General features: G+C 57.2%; 16 protein-coding genes. 9 read left to right on the plus strand and 7 right to left on the minus strand.

Translation table 11 applies throughout. The annotated features are described in order from the left end of the window. Positions 1–2: 2 nt before the first annotated feature. From mnmG to hemE, 6 genes are all read right to left on the minus strand, one after another. Positions 3–1,868, minus strand: coding sequence for a tRNA uridine-5-carboxymethylaminomethyl(34) synthesis enzyme MnmG (mnmG, locus tag HY36_RS05820; protein ID WP_035549728.1), 1,866 nt, complete (start codon positions 1,866–1,868; stop codon positions 3–5). A gap of 68 nt (positions 1,869–1,936) precedes the next feature. Then, a complete protein-coding gene (mnmE, locus tag HY36_RS05825; protein WP_035549731.1) occupies positions 1,937–3,271 on the minus strand; it encodes a tRNA uridine-5-carboxymethylaminomethyl(34) synthesis GTPase MnmE in 1,335 nt (444 codons plus the stop codon). 15 nt (positions 3,272–3,286) lie between these two features. Continuing rightward, complete coding sequence (gene rho, locus HY36_RS05830) at positions 3,287–4,576, minus strand: transcription termination factor Rho (RefSeq protein ID WP_346773583.1); 1,290 nt, start codon at positions 4,574–4,576, stop codon at positions 3,287–3,289. Between the two features lie 152 nt (positions 4,577–4,728). Next, positions 4,729–5,157: a CopD family protein gene (locus HY36_RS05835; RefSeq protein WP_035549734.1), complete on the minus strand. Its 429-nt coding sequence runs from the start codon at positions 5,155–5,157 to the stop codon at positions 4,729–4,731. Next, a complete protein-coding gene (gene hemH / locus HY36_RS05840) occupies positions 5,157–6,239 on the minus strand; it encodes a ferrochelatase (protein WP_035549736.1) in 1,083 nt (360 codons plus the stop codon). The genes HY36_RS05835 and hemH overlap by 1 nt, the downstream gene beginning before the upstream one ends. Positions 6,240–6,243: 4 nt before the next feature. After that, complete coding sequence (gene hemE / locus HY36_RS05845) at positions 6,244–7,275, minus strand: uroporphyrinogen decarboxylase (RefSeq protein WP_035549738.1); 1,032 nt, start codon at positions 7,273–7,275, stop codon at positions 6,244–6,246. Positions 7,276–7,623: 348 nt separating this feature from the next. Here hemE and HY36_RS05850 point away from each other — a divergent pair, with 348 nt between their 5' ends. The 5 genes from HY36_RS05850 to dnaQ are packed head-to-tail and all read left to right on the plus strand — an operon-like array spanning position 7,624 to position 11,177. Then, positions 7,624–8,469 (plus strand): pyruvate, water dikinase regulatory protein, encoded by an 846-nt coding sequence (locus tag HY36_RS05850; protein ID WP_035549740.1) that lies wholly within the window; start codon positions 7,624–7,626, stop codon positions 8,467–8,469. After that, complete coding sequence (locus tag HY36_RS05855; protein WP_035549745.1) at positions 8,466–9,062, plus strand: Maf family protein; 597 nt, start codon at positions 8,466–8,468, stop codon at positions 9,060–9,062. The genes HY36_RS05850 and HY36_RS05855 overlap by 4 nt, the downstream gene beginning before the upstream one ends. Continuing rightward, positions 9,059–9,874 (plus strand): shikimate dehydrogenase, encoded by an 816-nt coding sequence (aroE, locus tag HY36_RS05860; protein ID WP_035549748.1) that lies wholly within the window; start codon positions 9,059–9,061, stop codon positions 9,872–9,874. The genes HY36_RS05855 and aroE overlap by 4 nt, the downstream gene beginning before the upstream one ends. Continuing rightward, positions 9,871–10,479, plus strand: a complete 609-nt coding sequence (gene coaE, locus HY36_RS05865) for a dephospho-CoA kinase (RefSeq protein WP_035549749.1) — start codon at positions 9,871–9,873, stop codon at positions 10,477–10,479. Before aroE ends, coaE begins: the two co-directional genes overlap by 4 nt. Continuing rightward, on the plus strand, positions 10,476–11,177 hold the full coding sequence (dnaQ, locus tag HY36_RS05870) for a DNA polymerase III subunit epsilon (RefSeq protein ID WP_035549752.1): 702 nt from the start codon (positions 10,476–10,478) through the stop codon (positions 11,175–11,177). Before coaE ends, dnaQ begins: the two co-directional genes overlap by 4 nt. A 6-nt stretch (positions 11,178–11,183) precedes the next feature. Here the strand turns inward: dnaQ and secB are convergent, their stop codons facing one another. Then, positions 11,184–11,711 (minus strand): protein-export chaperone SecB, encoded by a 528-nt coding sequence (gene secB / locus HY36_RS05875; RefSeq protein ID WP_035549755.1) that lies wholly within the window; start codon positions 11,709–11,711, stop codon positions 11,184–11,186. A 131-nt stretch (positions 11,712–11,842) separates the two neighbouring features. Here secB and HY36_RS05880 point away from each other — a divergent pair, with 131 nt between their 5' ends. From HY36_RS05880 to HY36_RS18635, 4 genes are all read left to right on the plus strand, one after another. Beyond that, complete coding sequence (locus HY36_RS05880; RefSeq protein ID WP_035549757.1) at positions 11,843–12,457, plus strand: Tim44/TimA family putative adaptor protein; 615 nt, start codon at positions 11,843–11,845, stop codon at positions 12,455–12,457. Between the two features lie 70 nt (positions 12,458–12,527). After that, complete coding sequence (locus HY36_RS05885) at positions 12,528–13,748, plus strand: murein transglycosylase A (protein ID WP_035549760.1); 1,221 nt, start codon at positions 12,528–12,530, stop codon at positions 13,746–13,748. A gap of 9 nt (positions 13,749–13,757) precedes the next feature. Further along, positions 13,758–14,300: a Smr/MutS family protein gene (locus HY36_RS05890; protein ID WP_035549763.1), complete on the plus strand. Its 543-nt coding sequence runs from the start codon at positions 13,758–13,760 to the stop codon at positions 14,298–14,300. Positions 14,301–14,439: 139 nt separating this feature from the next. Continuing rightward, positions 14,440–14,626, plus strand: a 187-nt coding sequence (locus tag HY36_RS18635; RefSeq protein ID WP_206741157.1) for a hypothetical protein, incomplete at its 3' end; no start/stop codon positions are given.

Raw genomic sequence — 14,626 nt, forward strand, 5'->3', positions numbered from 1 at the left:
TGTTAACCGGCTTTCTTCCGACGCTTAACAAATCCAAGCAACGCGGTCAGTGCGCCTGGTGTAACACCTTCGATACGCCCGGCTTGACCAAGAGTCGTCGGACGAACGGCTTCGAGCTTCTGGCGAACCTCGTTTGAGAGCCCTCCGACCTTGGAATAATCCAAATCCATCGGGATGGTCAGATCCTCATCCCGACGAAGCGCAGCCACATCCTCGGCTTGTCGTTCGAGATAAGAAGAATACAACGCTTCAATCTCAATCTGGGTTGCTATCTCATCGTCCAGATCGGCAAGTTCCGGCCAAACCGCCGACAGCGCGGTTAAATCGATATCCTTATAGGAGAGATACTCCCAAGCCGTGCGGACGCGTCCATCTTGATTGACGGCCCAGCCGGCTTGCGCCGCTTTAGCCGGTGACAAGGTCAAGGCATTCAATTGATCCCGGGTCTTTTGAAGCGCGGAGTGTTTCACGTGAAACACGTCTGCCCGGTGAGACCCGACACATCCGGCGGCAATACCCTTCTCGGTAAGCCTCTGGTCGGCATTGTCCGCTCGTAGTGCCAAACGGTACTCCGCCCGCGACGTGAACATTCGGTAGGGCTCCGTCACCCCGCGCGTGACGAGATCATCGATCAGAACGCCGATATAGGCTTCCGCCCGATCAAAAATGACTGGCTCCTGGCCGGAAGAGGCACGTGCCGCATTCAGACCGGCAACCAGGCCTTGAGCGCCGGCCTCTTCGTAACCGGTCGTGCCATTGATCTGGCCTGCCAGATACAAACCCGGAAGAGCCTGTACTTCCAACGAGGACGACAAAGCGCGGGGGTCGACATAGTCATATTCGATCGCATAGGCGTACTGCAGGATCTTCGCGTCCTCCAATCCAGGAATTGTGCGCAGAAAGCGCTCCTGGATTTCCTCCGGAAGCGATGTCGAAATGCCATTTGGGTAGACAGTATGATCGTCTAGTCCCTCTGGTTCTAGAAAAATCTGGTGGCGATCCTTGTCTGCGAACCGGTGAACCTTGTCTTCAATCGACGGACAATATCGCGGGCCGCGCCCTGCGATCGCGCCAGAATAAACGGCGGACTGGTCAATATTCTCCGCGATAATTGCGTGGGTCTCCGGCGTCGTCCATGTGATGCCGCACTGGACCTGAGGCACAGTAATTTCGTCTGTAAGATATGAAAACGGTATTGGCTCCGCGTCTGCAGGCTGCATCTCCAGCCGGTCCCACGCGATGGTCCGACCGTCGAGGCGGGCAGGAGTTCCCGTTTTCAAACGGCCCATCGGCAAACCCATACCATATAGCCGGTCTGACAATCCAATCGCCGGCGCTTCACCAACCCGTCCGGCGGGAATCCGCTTTTCCCCAATATGGATCATGCCTTTCAGGAAGGTGCCGGTCGTAATCACGACCGAAGCGGCGCGATACGCGTCGCCATTCAATCCGATCACACCGGCGACATGACTATCTTCAACAATCAGATCTTCGGCCCCATCCTCAATGATTGTCAGGTTGGGATAGTCTGACAATTCATCCTGCATGGCTTCACGATAGAGCTTGCGATCAATCTGGGACCGCGGACCCCAGACAGCAGGCCCTTTCGAACGGTTCAGCATGCGAAACTGAATGCCCGCCTTGTCAGCCAAGCGCCCCATCAAACCGTCGAGTGCGTCGATTTCCCGAACCAGATGGCCTTTTCCGAGCCCACCAATGGCCGGATTACAACTCATTTCGCCGATCGTCGCGCGCTTGTGAGTGACAAGTGCGGTTTGCGCACCCGTCCGCGCCGCGGCAGCTGCAGCCTCACAGCCAGCATGACCGCCGCCGACAACGATTACATCAAATTGGTTTGTGTCGCTCATGGCGCTACTTCAGATCCGGAGTTTCAGAAAGCCGCTATATAGCGGTTTGAGCCCCCAAACCCTAGGGGTCATTTGCCGATGCAGAATTCAGAGAACACGGCACCCAGCACATCCTCCACGCCGACTGCGCCAACCACAGCGCCCAGATGCCGGATCGCCATTCGAACATCTTCAGCCGCCAATTCGGGACCGGTACCCAGCTCAAGTGCATCGCGCGCAGCTATCAGACAGGCTAGGCCATCAACCAGACGCACTCGATGACGAGCTCGTGTAATCACAGGCGCTTCGACCGATGAAGCCTTACCGGATATGAATTCAGACAAAGCCGTTTCCAGCGCCGGAACGCCTTCGCCCTGTTTAGCAGAGATCTTGTAATCATACGCAGGAAGGTTTGCCGCCATATCGATGTCGGCCTTGTTTACCACAACTATATCGGTGGGCAGGCGGTAAGGGGAGGACAAGACACTCAGGTCGGGCGCGCTCCCATCAACCATGAAGACGCGCAAATCAGCCTCTGATGCTACCCGCTCCGCACGGCGAACGCCCTCGGCTTCGATCTCATCATCAGTTTCCCGAAGTCCAGCCGTATCGGAAATCCAGACCACTTGGCCACCCATGACACGACGAATTTCAATCACGTCTCGCGTGGTGCCAGGTCGCGACGTCACGATAGCTGCCTCACGACCTGCTAGACGATTGAGCAGCGTGGATTTGCCTGCATTGGGTGCCCCAATGATCGCGATACGAAAACCGTCGCGGATCTTCTCGCCAATACCCCGGTCGCCGAGTGCGGCTTCGATATCGCCAATCAAGTTATTGAGTTTGCGGAGCACTGGCGCCGTAGTTTCTTCTGGCGCATCGTCTTCATCAGGGAAATCAACAACAACTTCAATCAATGCAAGTATGCCGGTAAGTTCCGCACGCCAGCGGTCATACTGTTCGGTCAAACCACCCGACAATTGTCGGAGAGCTTGAGCCTTCTGGGCGTCGGTCTCTGCCTCGATAATATCAGCAACACCTTCAGCTTCAGTCAGATCAAGTTTGCCAGCTTCGAATGCACGGCGCGTGAACTCTCCGGGTTCAGCCAGACGAACACCGGGTTCACTTGTCAGTGTACTGATTGCATGGGAGATAACTGCGGGACCGCCATGAAGGTACAGTTCGAGCGTATCTTCACCAGTATATGAATGCGGTCCCGGCATGAAAACGACCAGGCCTTCATCGATCATGTTGCCGTCTTCATCGCGAAACCGGGTCAACGTTGCGCGACGAGGCTCGGGCAAGCCACAATCCAACAAGGCGCCTGCGATCTTCCAAATCCGGTCTCCGGATAGACGGATGATGCAGATCGCAGCGGGGGGCTGGCCCGAGGCGAGGGCGCAGATTGTATCGCGCTCGCTCATGGGCCAAGCGCTCCCTTAGTTTTTCATGGCTTCGAAGAACTCGGAATTGTTCTTCGTCTGGCGCAGCTTGTCGAGCAGGAAGTCAATCGCATCGTTCGTGCCCATTGGCCCGAGGATGCGGCGAAGAATGTAGATCTTCGACAATTGGTCAGCTGGAGTGATCAATTCCTCTTTCCGCGTACCGGACTTCATGATGTCGATAGCAGGGAAGGTACGTTTGTCGGCAATCTTGCGGTCAAGCACGACTTCAGAGTTACCCGTACCCTTGAATTCTTCGAAGATGACTTCATCCATGCGACTACCGGTATCGATCAGTGCGGTCGCGACAATGGTCAGCGACCCGCCATTTTCGACGTTGCGCGCGGCGCCGAAGAAACGCTTCGGACGCTGCAGGGCGTTTGCGTCAACACCACCGGTCAAGACTTTGCCAGAGGAAGGCACTGTTGTGTTGTAGGCACGGCCGAGACGCGTGATCGAATCCAGAAGGATGACAACATCCCGCTTGTGCTCGACGAGACGCTTGGCTTTCTCGATCACCATTTCAGCGACCTGAACGTGGCGGGTTGCCGGCTCGTCGAATGTTGACGCAACGACTTCGCCCTTCACGGTGCGGCGCATGTCGGTGACTTCTTCCGGGCGCTCATCGATCAGAAGAACGATCAGATAGCATTCCGGATGATTTTCCTCGATGGCAGACGCGATGTTCTGCAGCAGCACCGTCTTACCCGTCCGTGGCGGCGCAACGATCAGAGCGCGCTGGCCCTTACCAATTGGCGCAACAATATCGATAACGCGGCCGGAACGATCCTTGCGGGTCGGATCCTGGCTTTCCATGCGCAAGCGCTCTTCGGGATAGAGCGGTGTAAGGTTGTCGAAGTGGACCTTCTTGTTGGCCTTGTCCGGTTCCTCGAAGTTGATGCGGGACACATCGGTCAGCGCGAAGTAGCGCTCATTATCTTGCGGCGCGACGATTGGGCCTTCCACCGTATCGCCGGTGCGAATGTTGCCCTTCTTCAGAACTTCCGGGCTGACATAAATATCGTCAGGTCCTGGCAGATAGTTGGATTCCGGCGAGCGCAGGAAACCGAACCCATCTGTCAGAACTTCGAGCACGCCCTGGCCCGTGATTTCTACTTCACTGTCGGCAAGCTCTTTGAGGATCGCGAACAACATGTCCTGCGTCCGCATGGACGAAGCGTTCTCGATTTCCAGCTCTTCTGCATAGGCAAGCAGTTCCTCGGGCGACTTCGCCTTGAGATCGCTGAGTTTCACGCTGGTGATGTCGTCGAGCATGGAAGATGCCATGAGTGAATTCCGGATAAGGGGCCGCCGTCAGGTATTTCGAAGGCCGGATTTTGTCATTTGGGAGTTCTTCGCCTGCGCAAGGAGAGCGCCGCGGTTTCCGCGCATATGGAGCCAGAAGGCGCGAAACGTCAAGGGTTGCGGTGAATCCCGGCCTAGAACGGGCGGACAATCACCATGACGACAACACCTATCATCAAGATGAAAGGTACTTCGTTGAGCATGCGCAACCGTTTCGCAGTAACTGTGGTGACACCACGATCTATCTTCTTGCCGATCCCGATATAATAGCCGTGCATTCCGGATAGGATCAGGACGAGCAGCAATTTTACATGCATCCACGGCTGACTGAGCAGGCCCTGGTTCATCACCAACATGGTGATACCAAACACCCAGACGAGCACCAGGCTCGGGTTCAGAATAATCTTCCGCAGCTTGTTGGATGCATCCTTCATCGTCTCGAACAAGGGTTCTCCAGGCTGGCTTGAGAGCTGGTGGATTTTGTAGCGCGGGTAGATCAATAGCCCGCCCATGAGCGCGATTACGAAAATCACGTGTAGAGCTTTTATCCAGAGATAAGCCATCAGGCGAGTTCCTTGCTTGATGGGTTGACGCGTTGACCAACTTTCGGATGCGGCTGCTTGTGAGGGCAGTTCTTCCAATCGCTGGGACACAACCGAGAATTTGCACAGGACCGTATCGTCTGATCACTTTTGAGAGACGCCAAGACTTCATCCCGCAGCATGGAAATGAACTCTTCATGCACGCCCAAGGCTTCAACGCGCGTGTAACTGGCTGCACCATGCTCTTCGGCTACGAGCCTGTATTCTTCGCCAAGTTCAACCAGTGTTTCGATATGCTCAGATACAAACGCAATCGGCGCAATCAGGATGTTCTTCCCATCTTTCGCGGCCTTTTCGATCTCTTCTTCTGTGGGAGGCCCGATCCATTTGAGCGGCCCAACGCGGGATTGGTAGCAGGGAACCACTTCCCAATCGGCGGGTACACGGGCGGCGACCATCTCGCCCATTGTCTCGCACTGCCACTGATATGGATCGCCATCCTTCACAATCTTCTCGGGCAGACCGTGCGCGGACAGGAGAAGCCGGACATTGTCAGGCTCTCCTGCAGCCTTATGGGCCTGCATGATGCGATCGACATGCGCGGAAATAAGCCCTTCAGCGAAGGGATAGCAACAAATCGTCTTCGCGGGCCCCTTGTATGCCCTGCTCCAGGCCGTGAGCGATGAACCAGTCGTCGTCGTCGAAAATTGCGGATAGAGGGGCAAAAGGATGACTTCATCCGCACCCCAGGCTTTCACCTGCTCCGCGGCTTCTTCCGTAAAAGGGTGCCAGTATCTCATGCCAATGAAGCAACGAACCTGATCATCTGGCAGAGCTTTCTGCAAAGATGTCGTCAGGGCTTCAGCCTGCTTCTCCGTTTCAGGAAGAAGGGGGGATCCACCGCCCGCGTCCATCATCGCGTAATTCTTGATGACAGACGGTGCGCGTGTTGTCGAAATGAGTCGCGCAAGGAACCATCGAACGGGCAGGGGCGCTCCGATGATAGCCGGATCGCGGAACAGGTTTTTAAGGAATGGCCGTACCGTCTTGTCAGAATCCGGTCCGCCCAGATTAAACAGCACAATCGCGATCTTGCGGCCCATTTACCTAACCCTCCCGAATAATTTCCAACACGCGTTCTACATGCGCGATAGGTGTCTCCGGCCGGATGCCATGACCAAGATTGAAAATATGCGGCCGACCTTCGTAGGCAGAGATAAGTTCCCGAACGCGGGCGTCGAGTCTCTCACCGCCTTCAATCAGCAAAAGTGGGTCAAGATGTCCTTGAACCGGAAAGCCTTCAGGCAAGGCATTGTTCACGAATGATGGCACTGCTGCCGTATCGAGACCAACCGCAGTCACGCCAGTTGTCTCCACATATTCCGGGAGCTTCGCCGCGGCGCCGCGCGGAAAGCCGATGATCGGAACATCAATGCCCATCTTACGAAGACGGGCGACAAGTTTTTTTGTGGGCGCGATAATGACTTCCTGGAAGATATTGTCTGGAAGCCCTTCGGCCCAGCTGTCGAACAGCATGAGAGCATCCGCTCCAGCCTCTACCTGAGCCGCCAAATAATGCGCCGTCGCTTCACTGATCCGCTCCAGTACAGCCGCAAGTTCGTCTGGCTTCCCGTGCGCCCAGCGCCAAGCGAGGGATTTATCCGTCTTGCCACGGCCTTCGATCGCGTACAGCCCGACGGTCCAGGGAGACCCGGCAAACCCGATCAGCGCAGTCCCATCCGGAAGTGAGCTCTTCACTCGCGAAACTGTTTCGTAAACTGGCGACAAACGGTCAGCAGCTTGCTGGGGGGGCACTTTGTCCAGATCATTCGCTGACTCGATCTGCTGAACAATTGGGCCAATACCTTTCTCGAACTTCACGCCGAGACCCATTGTATCAAGGATCAACAGGATGTCTGCGAACAGGATGGCTCCGTCCATACCGTATCGACGTATGGGCTGGAGTGTGGCTTCAGCCGCCATCGACGGCGTGTAGCAGAAATCGAGGAAATTCTTCGCTCGCGCTCTCAACTCGAGATATTCGGGAAGGTGGCGTCCCGCTTGTCTCATCATCCATACCGGAGGCGTTGGGACCGTCTGTCCCTCAAGTACCTGAATCAGCTTAGGCTTGGCGCTCATGCCTCAGGCCCCTTCCATCCCAAAATCAAAACAAAGCCCGACAGGGCGCTTATAACTATTAGACCGTGTAATTCGTGGAGAAAGGCCACACACAGGAATTGTCCAGCTAAATCCACAGGCGAGTCACAGGGTGTCGCACCCCGGTAAGGTTTCGTTAACTGTCGATGCCACCGTGGTTAACGGCAGGTTAACACCCCCGCTGGAGTCACAGGAGCGAACGAAAGGGGATTCTCGCGGAGTCGAATTCCTGGCCTGTGACTCGATTGTGAATCCTTTTGGGGAAGATTGGTTATCCACAGAGGAGTCACAGGTCTTGTGTGTTACGCGAACCTCGGCAAGAGAGAAGACATGAACAAGCCACCCGCCCGCCTCAGCATCTACTTCAATGTCCACTTGGTTTCCGACAGTACGGGGGAAACGTTGAATGCCATCCAGCGCGCTGCTTGCGCGCAGTTCCAGAATGTCCAACCGCTGGAGCACAATTATTATCTCGTCCGATCCGAGCGTCAGCTTGAGCGCGTAATGCGAGAGATTGAAGCGGCGCCGGGAGTCGTCTGGTACACGATCTCCGATGAAAACCTCCGATCCAAGCTGGAAGCCTTCTGCCGAGAGCGCGGCGTGTCCACACTTCCGGTTCTGGATGCCTCTGTTGCCATGCTGGGCCGGCATCTGGGCGTCTCCGCAAACCGGGTCGTTGCAGGGCAGCATGCGCTGGACGATGATTATTTCGATCGGATGGAAGCCATCAATTTCACGCTGGCGCACGATGATGGCCAGAATGTCGATGGCCTTCGCAATGCCGACGTGATCTTGCTCGGCGTCAGTCGAACGTCGAAAACGCCCACCAGCGTTTACCTGGCAAACCGCAAGGTAAAAGCCGGCAATATTCCCCTGGTGCCCGGCGTGCCGCTTCCTGCCTTTGTGGAAGAACTCGGCCCGAGAGGACCTTTGATCGTAGGATTGAAAATCAGTGCCGAGCGACTTGTGCAGATCAGGCGACAAAGACTAATCTCACTTCAGGAAGATGAGCACACAATATACGCGGACGAAGCCGCCGTGCGGGATGAAGTGACTCAGGCGAACCGTTTGTTCCAACGCAACAGGTGGAAAACGATTGATGTGTCGCGTCGGTCTGTTGAGGAAACCGCTGCGGCCATTCTGAACCTGTTGAATGAGCGGAACGCACAATCATGAGCCATCGCATAGTCCTGGCCTCTGGCAGCCAGAGTCGCCGTGCCGTGCTGGCTGCGGCTGGCGTAGAGGCTGAAACGATCAAGCCGAATGTCGATGAAGATGCCGCCAAGGCCTCCTTTCGGGCAAGCGACATGAAAGTTCGCGATCAGGCAATGCAGCTTGCCGAGCTCAAATCAGTGAAAATCTCCATGCGGGAGCAAGGACTTGTCATCGGGTGCGACCAGATGCTGTCATTGGACGGTGGGCCCTTCGACAAGCCAGTCGATTTGGATGATGCTCGCAATCATCTGAAGAAACTTTCAGGTAAGTCGCATATTCTGGAAACCGCGATTGTCATCAGCGAGAATGGCAAGCCTGTCTGGCGTCATCTCGCGCGCCCGAAATTGACAGTCCGCAAGCTGAGCGATGAGTTCATCGACACATATGTCGACACGATTGGTGATCCTTTGCTGTCTACTGTCGGAGCCTATCAGCTTGAGGGGCTTGGCGCGCAATTGTTTACGCGGATAGACGGAGATTATTTCACCATTCTCGGTCTGCCACTTTTGCCATTGCTGGATTATCTGCGCACACGCGGAGTGTTGATGTCATGACGAAACTTTATGGTGTTGTCGGCGATCCGATCAGTCATTCCCTGTCACCTGTCATTCACAATGCGTGGATCCGCGAGCACGGAATTGATGCAAGCTATGAAGCCATGCACATTCCGAAGGGGGCCTTTGCTGAAGGTCTTGAGACGCTTGAGGATCGCAAGGCTCTTGGCTTGAATGTCACCTCTCCCCACAAGGAAGATGCAATAGAGCTCGCTGAGGGAACGAGTGATGTTGCCCGGCGAATTGGCGCGGCAAATACCCTGATCCGTTTGAAAACGGGCGGCTGGCTGGCAGAGAATACGGATGCGCCGGGATTTACCGAAGCGCTCAATCGAGCCTCCATTGAAATTGCGGGTCAGAATGTCTGTCTGCTCGGAGCAGGGGGCGCCGCGCGCGCGGTGGCACTGGCACTGTCTGATATGCGGGCCACACTGACGATCTGTAATCGGACTGAGTCCCGTGCGGAAGAACTGGTAAAGCATTTGAACATTGAGGCGGATATCAGAAGCCTTGATCATGCTGACGCCGAAATGGCGAAGGCGGATGTTGTTGTGAACACGCTCAGCCTGGGCCAGACCGGGCAATCGCTTGATCTTCCCCAAGGAAAGATGCGGACCTTCTATGATATTTCCTACGGCAAGCCGGCAAAAGCGATGCTGGGCAAAGCGGAAGATTCGGGCTGGAAAACGCTGGATGGGTTGAGCATGCTGGTTGCGCAGGCGGCTTTCAGTTTTGAAATGTGGTTCGGTATTCTGCCGGATATGGACTCTTCATTAGCCCGGTGCCGGAAGCTGGTGGAGGCAACCGAATGATCATCCTTGGTCTGACAGGCTCCATAGGCATGGGAAAATCTGCGACCGCAGGATTGTTCCGGGATGAAGGCGTTCCGGTTTATGACGCGGACGCCGCGGTACACGCACTTTATGCAAAGGGCGGCGCCGCAGTAGAACCAGTCGAGGCCGCCTTTCCGGGGGTAACGGTTGACGGAGCGATTGACCGTATGGCCCTTCGGGAACGTGTGCTGGATGATGCAGACGCCATGCGAAGGCTGGAAGGTATCGTGCATCCACTTGCCGGCGATGCCCAGAAGCACTTTCGAGACCAGGCCCGCGATGAGGGCGCACCCTTCGTGGTCCTGGACATTCCCTTGCTTTATGAAGCGGGTGGCTATGCCTATTGCGACTATGTTGCGGTGGTTACTGCGCCTGCTGAAGTCCAGCGCGAACGGGTTCTTTCGCGTCCGGGCATGGATGAAGACACCTTCACCTCCATCCTTGGTCGGCAGATGCCGGATGCAGAAAAGCGGGCGAGGGCTGACTTTGTAATCTCTACCGCGCATGGATTCGAGTATGCTGCGGATTGCGTCCGCGCGATTGTCGCGTTGATGGGGCGAAAGGTTGAAGAGGCAAATTCATGAGCGAAGACATCCGCGAGATTGCATTCGATACCGAGACCACGGGCCTTCATCATCTGGAAGGAGACCGGGTGATCGAACTCGGCGCAGTGGAGATGATAAACCACATCCCTACCGGTCGGACATTTCAGACCTTTATCAACCCCAAGAGATCCGTCTCTGAAGACACAATCCGGATTACTGGCATAACGGATGATCATCTGAAGGACGCGCCGTTTTTTGAAGACCCTGCCGTTGTTGATGCGTTCCTCGAGTTCGTCGGCGACGCCATTCTGGTTGCCCATAATGCGGGGTTTGACCGGAACTTCCTGAACATGGAGCTGGAGAAATGCGGCCGGGCGCCGATTCCCGAAGATCGCTGGATCGATACTGCCATGATGGCGCGAAAGAAGTACCCCGGCGCGCCTGCCAATCTGGATGCCTTGTGTCGTCGCTTCGATATCTCACTTGAAAGCCGGACATTCCACGGCGCTTTGCTGGATAGTCAGCTGCTTGCGGCCGTCTATCTCGAACTGCTTGGTGGCCGGGCCCATTCTTTCTCGTTCGAATCCGAAGAAGAGAGCAATCGGTCACAACGCACGCGGTCAGCGCGACAGCGGCCAGAACCCCTTCCGTCGCTCGTGACGGATGAAGAACGCGCCGCCCATGCAGCTTTCATTGAAAGCCTGGGTGAAGACGCAATCTGGAAAAAAGTCAGCTGATCAGGTTCAGGCCTGGCCAGTTTCGCCGTTCGGCGCGGCCGGAGCGGCAGGCGCATTTCCGCCGGCCGCTGCTGCGCGCTGGTATTGCGACTGGTACAGTTGAACAAAATCGACCGGATCAATCAGCAGGGGCGGGAAGCCGCCTTCGCGCGTGATTTCAGCGATGATGCGGCGCGCGAACGGGAAGAGAAGACGCGGGCATTCAATCAGCAGCATTGGCTCCATCTGGCCCTGCTGCGCATTCTGGATCTGGAACAGACCGGCATAATCAAGCTCGCAGATGAACAGGACAGACTGTTCAGCGGTCGCCTTGGCAGAGAGTTTCAACGACACTTCGTAGAGGCCGTTTCCGTCCGCGTGAGGGGTCGCGCCGACATCAATTCCAAGATCAATGTTTGGCTGGGACTGGGCCGGGCCAACGCCAGGATTTTCGAATGACAGGTCCTTGATGTATTGACCGAGGACGCGCATGGCTGGCCCTTGAGGCGGGTTGCCCTGTGGTTGAGGGTTTTGCGGTGCGCTGGCATCTGTCATGCTTATACTCCCTGAAACTCAAGCCGCGCGCCTAGCATGCGGCCCGTTAACGCGCAACGTATCACTGGCATGATGCGTTGGTTCGCTCTATCTATGTTACTACTCAATGCGTTGGAGGTCTTTGCGCGTACATGTTTGATCCTGTGATCGAGGTTGTCATTCTTGCAGCCATTGCCCTGTTTGTCCTGTTCCGTCTCTACACGGTGCTGGGTCGGGGTGAGGACAATTCTCCTGTGCAACGTACTGAGCCTAGCGCCAAGCCGCGTCCGGCGGATAGCAACGTGCATGAACTGCCTCAGTCCAGCAGGGAGAATGATCGTCCGATCTTTACCGGCCCCGCTGCAGGTGGGCTCGAAGACATTTACAATGCCGACAACAGTTTCAACGTCCCGACCTTCATGCGGGGGGCCAAGGCAGCCTATTCGATGATCGTGACCGCCTTTGCGGAAGGCGACCGCGACACGTTGCGGCCTTTGCTGGACGATGATGTGTATGAAGCGTGGGATCAGGCGATCGCAGAACGGGACGTCACCGGCGCTTCCGCCTTCGAATTGCTGCGTATCAGGCGCGCAGAGATCGAAAGCGCCGAAATGGATGGTGACATGGCCCGCATCTGGGTGCGCTATGAGGCGGAACTCGGTGATGGTGAAGTCACCCGCACCGCCAAAGAGCTCTGGGCTTATATGCGGAATGTGACCGCAAACGATCCGAACTGGATCCTGGATGATGTGGAAGAGGCCAAATAGGTCTCCACCCACAACAAAGCGCCTATCAGGGGCGTGACACTGCCCGTCATTCCATTCCATAAACGGCGTCATGCTTCGACGTTTCCTCCTGCTTGCCAGCGCGTGTGTTCTGGCCGCGTGCCAGTCTGCGCCGCCACCCGCCCCTGCACCGCGACCGGCACCGACCCGTCCGGTTGAACAGGCGCCCCTGCCACCTGCTGCCATTGAACACCCGGCCAGCTTCAGGGAGCTGCCGAATTGGGAGACAGCCCCGATAGAATTGCCGCTCAGCGCCTTCAAGCGGTCTTGCGTCAAGCTGAAGGACCGTTCCGCCGGTGATTATCTCGCCAGTGTTGCGCCGTGGGCAGGATATGTCGCTGAATGGCTGCCCGCCTGCAATCTGGTGGACGATGCCGTGGACGATGAAAGCGCCCGGCAGATCCTGGAATCCCTTTTCACGCCGGTCGAGATCATTGATCCGGCGGGCAAGAGCCGCTTCACCGGCTATTTCGAGCCCCTGTATGAAGCGCGCTACACGCCCACGCCGCCGTTTACAGAGCCCGTGCCAGCCTTGCCGACAGACCTGGTGCCGAATGGCGCAAGCCCGAAACAGCGCCTGCGCAATGGCGGGACGCGGCCCTATCCGGCGCGCGCGGACATCACGACCAATGGCGTATCGGCCATTGCCTATGCGCACCCCGCAGATGTGTTCTTCCTGCAGATTCAGGGATCTGGCCGGCTGAGATTCCCGGACGGGCGCACTGTGCGCGCGGCCTATGCGGCGCATAATGGCCATCCGTTCAAATCCACCGCCAACTGGCTGATGGAAACGGGCCGGATCACTCCGGGCGAAGCCAGCATGCAGGGCATCCGCGCCTGGATGGACCGGGCCGGGCCAATCGAGACGCGGCTGGCGATGAACCAGAACCCGCGCTTTGTGTTCTTCCGTGCCCTGCCGGAAGGGGACCCGAACCTTGGTCCGGAAGGGGCCCAGGGTGTTCCGCTGACGCCGCTATCCTCGATGGCGGTCGATACCGACATTCACCCGCTGGGTGTGCCGATGTATGTGCAGACCACGGCGCCCGGACTTGGCGGAGACTGGGCCGGTATGTTGATCGCGCAGGATACGGGCGGCGCGATCAAGGGCGCGGTGCGCGGGGACCTCTATTTTGGCACTGGCGTTGAGGCTGGCGAGCGCGCGGGCACAATGAATGCGCCGGGGCGGCTTTGGGTATTCCTGCCAAAAGGCGTGGCCGAGCGGCTTGAGCAGACTGACATCGCGGCGCTTGGGTTCCAGGCCGGGTCGCCCTAGATAGCGGCCATGACGAAACGCGGCCTGACCCCGGAAGAATCCCGTGCCTGGGCGCGTGTGGCGAAAACGATCAAGCCGATCGGGCCGGCGCAGGACAGTCTGGAAGATTTTGAGCGTGCGCTGGAGGCGGGTGAGCCGGTATCCCCGAACCGACCGCGCAAATCATCCGCCAGCGGCCTGATTGCTGCAGCCGGCCGGGCGACCGAAACGCCCAAGCAGTCCGCCCGGGCGGCTGACCGGAAGGGTGAAAAGCGCGTACGCCGCGGCCGACTGGAGCTGGCAGGCAAGATTGACCTGCACGGCCATACTCAGGCTTCAGCCGAAGCGATGCTGCACACATTCCTGAAACGCAGTCGGGCCGAAGGCGCGCGCTGCGTGCTGGTGATTACAGGTAAAGGACGCGGGGGCGAGGGGGTGCTTCGCCGGAATTTTCTGGACTGGGTTCAGGGGCCTGAGGCCAGTCATCTTGTGTCTGGCTATTCAGAGGCTCATGCGCGTCATGGAGGCTCTGGTGCATTCTATCTTTTTCTTCGTCGGTCATCTTCGCCCTGAGTTCCTCCGCCATCGCCTCCAGCCTACGCATGTCTTCTGCATACGCCTCGGCCAGAAGATCCGGATGCAGAGACTGCATGACACTTAGCGGCGTGTAGAGATTGTTGAGCGGGTCTTCCTCGAACGTGTCGACGTCCGCGTGCAGATAGGGATAGTTCTTTGTGATGCGCCGCAAATATTTCACCACGGTGCGAAAACTCTGCAAGTTATAGGTGCGCTGGAATTTCACGCGGAACGTGTTGCGGTGGCGGGCTTTGCGTCGGGGCATGATGAAGTCTCCTCTCAGCGCCCAAAGCCGGACTGGCCGCAACCATCCGGGTATCCTG

Origin of the sequence: Hyphomonas atlantica corrig., from assembly GCF_000682715.1 — a bacterium.
Classification (GTDB): domain Bacteria; phylum Pseudomonadota; class Alphaproteobacteria; order Caulobacterales; family Hyphomonadaceae; genus Hyphomonas; species Hyphomonas atlantica.

Bases quoted from the DNA above. Each gene is read 5' to 3' on its own strand.
- mnmG (WP_035549728.1), bottom strand. From the start codon at position 1,868: ATGAGCGACACAAACCAATTTGATGTAATCGTTGTCGGCGGCGGTCAT.
- mnmE (WP_035549731.1), bottom strand. From the start codon at position 3,271: ATGAGCGAGCGCGATACAATCTGCGCCCTCGCCTCGGGCCAGCCCCCC.
- rho (WP_346773583.1), bottom strand. From the start codon at position 4,576: ATGGCATCTTCCATGCTCGACGACATCACCAGCGTGAAACTCAGCGAT.
- HY36_RS05835 (WP_035549734.1), bottom strand. From the start codon at position 5,157: ATGGCTTATCTCTGGATAAAAGCTCTACACGTGATTTTCGTAATCGCG.
- hemH (WP_035549736.1), bottom strand. From the start codon at position 6,239: ATGGGCCGCAAGATCGCGATTGTGCTGTTTAATCTGGGCGGACCGGAT.
- hemE (WP_035549738.1), bottom strand. From the start codon at position 7,275: ATGAGCGCCAAGCCTAAGCTGATTCAGGTACTTGAGGGACAGACGGTC.
- HY36_RS05850 (WP_035549740.1), top strand. From the start codon at position 7,624: ATGAACAAGCCACCCGCCCGCCTCAGCATCTACTTCAATGTCCACTTG.
- HY36_RS05855 (WP_035549745.1), top strand. From the start codon at position 8,466: ATGAGCCATCGCATAGTCCTGGCCTCTGGCAGCCAGAGTCGCCGTGCC.
- aroE (WP_035549748.1), top strand. From the start codon at position 9,059: ATGACGAAACTTTATGGTGTTGTCGGCGATCCGATCAGTCATTCCCTG.
- coaE (WP_035549749.1), top strand. From the start codon at position 9,871: ATGATCATCCTTGGTCTGACAGGCTCCATAGGCATGGGAAAATCTGCG.
- dnaQ (WP_035549752.1), top strand. From the start codon at position 10,476: ATGAGCGAAGACATCCGCGAGATTGCATTCGATACCGAGACCACGGGC.
- secB (WP_035549755.1), bottom strand. From the start codon at position 11,711: ATGACAGATGCCAGCGCACCGCAAAACCCTCAACCACAGGGCAACCCG.
- HY36_RS05880 (WP_035549757.1), top strand. From the start codon at position 11,843: ATGTTTGATCCTGTGATCGAGGTTGTCATTCTTGCAGCCATTGCCCTG.
- HY36_RS05885 (WP_035549760.1), top strand. From the start codon at position 12,528: ATGCTTCGACGTTTCCTCCTGCTTGCCAGCGCGTGTGTTCTGGCCGCG.
- HY36_RS05890 (WP_035549763.1), top strand. From the start codon at position 13,758: ATGACGAAACGCGGCCTGACCCCGGAAGAATCCCGTGCCTGGGCGCGT.